Annotated in this window: 3 protein-coding genes and 1 tRNA gene; 3 read left to right on the forward strand and 1 reads right to left on the reverse strand. The window is 41.0% G+C overall.

Annotation, left to right across the window (positions count from 1 at the left end):
- A partial coding sequence (locus tag N3G78_14800) for a riboflavin biosynthesis protein RibF (protein MCX8119185.1) occupies positions 1-317 on the reverse strand: 317 nt, incomplete at its 3' end.
- Positions 318-364: 47 nt separating this feature from the next.
- Between N3G78_14800 and N3G78_14805 the strand changes: the two genes are divergently transcribed.
- From N3G78_14805 to N3G78_14815, 3 genes are all read left to right on the forward strand, one after another.
- Positions 365-449 (forward strand) — tRNA-Leu (locus N3G78_14805).
- Between the two features lie 109 nt (positions 450-558).
- Positions 559-1,776, forward strand: coding sequence for an FprA family A-type flavoprotein (locus N3G78_14810; GenBank protein ID MCX8119186.1), 1,218 nt, complete (start codon positions 559-561; stop codon positions 1,774-1,776).
- A gap of 30 nt (positions 1,777-1,806) precedes the next feature.
- A partial coding sequence (locus N3G78_14815; GenBank protein ID MCX8119187.1) for a rubrerythrin family protein occupies positions 1,807-2,287 on the forward strand: 481 nt, incomplete at its 3' end.

Here is a 2,287-nt window from a genome sequence, read left to right on the forward strand (position 1 = left end):
ATAAAGACCTCTGGGGGTGTCTGCCTTAATGAATCTGTAAAATCCACGGCAATAAGCACCTCTATCCCGTATTCCTCTATAAATATCTTTTTAATATAAAAGGGCATCAATAGCCCGAGGTGTCTTTCAGGTTTTAATATGCTTAATGGATGGGGATTAAAGGTCATAAGCATAGGGGTGCCCGCTTTAGAACGTGCTGTTTTTACAACCCTATTTATGATCCGCTGATGGCCAATATGGACACCATCATAGTTACCAATGGTTAATACAGGTTCAGGAAACCCCATCACATCATCGACAGAATGAAAAATTCTCATATACACCTCTTGACAGAACAACTGTTTATCTATACTCTAAATATAGTGCCGAAGTGGCGGAATTGGTAGACGCGCTAGATTCAGGGTCTAGTAGGCTGTAAGCCTGTGTGGGTTCGAGTCCCGTCTTCGGCATTTTTTATTCATATAAAATAAGCATAGAAAGGCATATAGTCAAATATTTCCTTGAATTTTTTCCCCTATTTTTTTTATTATATTCAACTAAAAACTATCGGGAGGTTATATGAAGGCTGTGGAGATTAAACCAGATATATACTGGGTAGGGGCAATTGATTGGGCTGTCAGGGATTTTCACGGATACATAACACAGAACGGCACAACCTATAATAACTATCTTATTAAAGATGAAAAGATTACCCTTGTTGACACTGTAAAGCATGACTTCAGTTCTATAACCATTGAAAATATAAGAGAGGTAGTTAACCCTGAAAGGATTGACTATGTTGTTATAAACCACATAGAACCAGACCATGTGAGTAGCATCGAGGCCATCATGGCAATATGTCCCAAAGCAACCATATATATATCAGAGCGGGGCAAAAAAGGGCTTGACAGGTATTTTGACACATCCTCATGGCAGTTTAAGATTGTAAAAAACGGTGAGGCATTGAATACAGGTAGATATACCCTTTTGTTCCTCGAGACGCCTATGCTGCACTGGCCTGACTCTATGGTGACTTATGTAAAAGAGGCAAAACTCTTAATATCACAGGATGCATTCGGACAGCATATTGCAACAGCATCAAGGTTTGATGATGAGTTTATTGCCTGCGCCTCTCAGTTTGAGTTAGAGGATGCAGTTATAGACTATTATGCAAACATCCTTATGCCCTTTGGCCAACTCATAAAGAACAAGATAGGAGAGATTGTAAAGCTCGGTTTAGAGATAGATATGATAGCCCCTGACCACGGTGTCATATGGCGAAAAGACCCTGGAAAGATTATCCAGACATATCTTGACCTTGCCAACGGCAAGTGTAACCTAAGTGTTGTAATCATCTATGACACCATGTGGCACAGTACAGAATACATGACCATACCGATAATGGAAGGTATCAAAGATGAGGGTATTGATTGTAAGATTATAAAACTAAGGGCTACGCCCATGAGCGTTGCCATAAAAGAGTTCTGGAAGGCAAGGGGGTCTCTGATAGGGACACCAACAATAAACAATGTTATGTTTCCTTCAGTGGCAGAATTTCTATACCATCTTGGTGGCTTGCGACCAAAAAACAGGGTTGTAGGCGCCTTTGGTAGTTTTGGCTGGGGCGGTGGGGCTGTAAAAGAGGCATACGAGATGTTCAAAAAGATGGGTTTAGAGATAGTAGAACCAGGGGTACAAGTCCAGTATAGACCAAAAAAGGAGGACAGGGATAGGTGTTTTGAGTTTGGCAGGGAGTTCGCTAAAAAGGTCAGGGAATATCACACAACGAATTATTAGATTTTTAAATTTTAAAAATGGAGGGCAAATATGTCAAAGACTGAAAAAAATTTAAAAGAGGCATTTGCCGGTGAATCACAGGCAAACAGGAAATACCTTGCCTTTGCAAAAAAGGCAGAGGAAGAGGGTTACAAGCAGGTGGCAAGACTATTCAGGGCCGCTGCAGAGGCGGAGACAGTCCATGCCCACAATCATTTAAGGGAGCTAAAAGGTATTAAATCTACAAAAGAGAATCTTCAAGAGGCTATAAACGGTGAGTCCCATGAATTCCAGAGCATGTATCCTGAGATGATAAAGGTTGCCGATGAGGAGGGCAACAAAAGTGCTATGAGGAGTTTTCACCTTGCCAATGAGGTAGAAAAGGTCCATGCAAATCTCTATAAAAAGGCCCTTGAAAACCTGGGAAATAATGAGGAGTGTGAATACTATATATGTAAGGTATGCGGATATACTGCTGAAAAAGATGCCCCTGATACATGCCCTGTATGCGGTCTGTCTCTTATACACATCT

The sequence above is a fragment of the Thermodesulfobacteriota bacterium genome, assembly GCA_026415035.1.
Classification (GTDB): Bacteria; Desulfobacterota; BSN033; order BSN033; family UBA1163; genus RBG-16-49-23.

Excerpts from the sequence above, each read along its gene's own strand:
- N3G78_14810 (MCX8119186.1), top strand. The coding sequence starts at position 559 with ATGAAGGCTGTGGAGATTAAACCAGATATATACTGGGTAGGGGCAATT.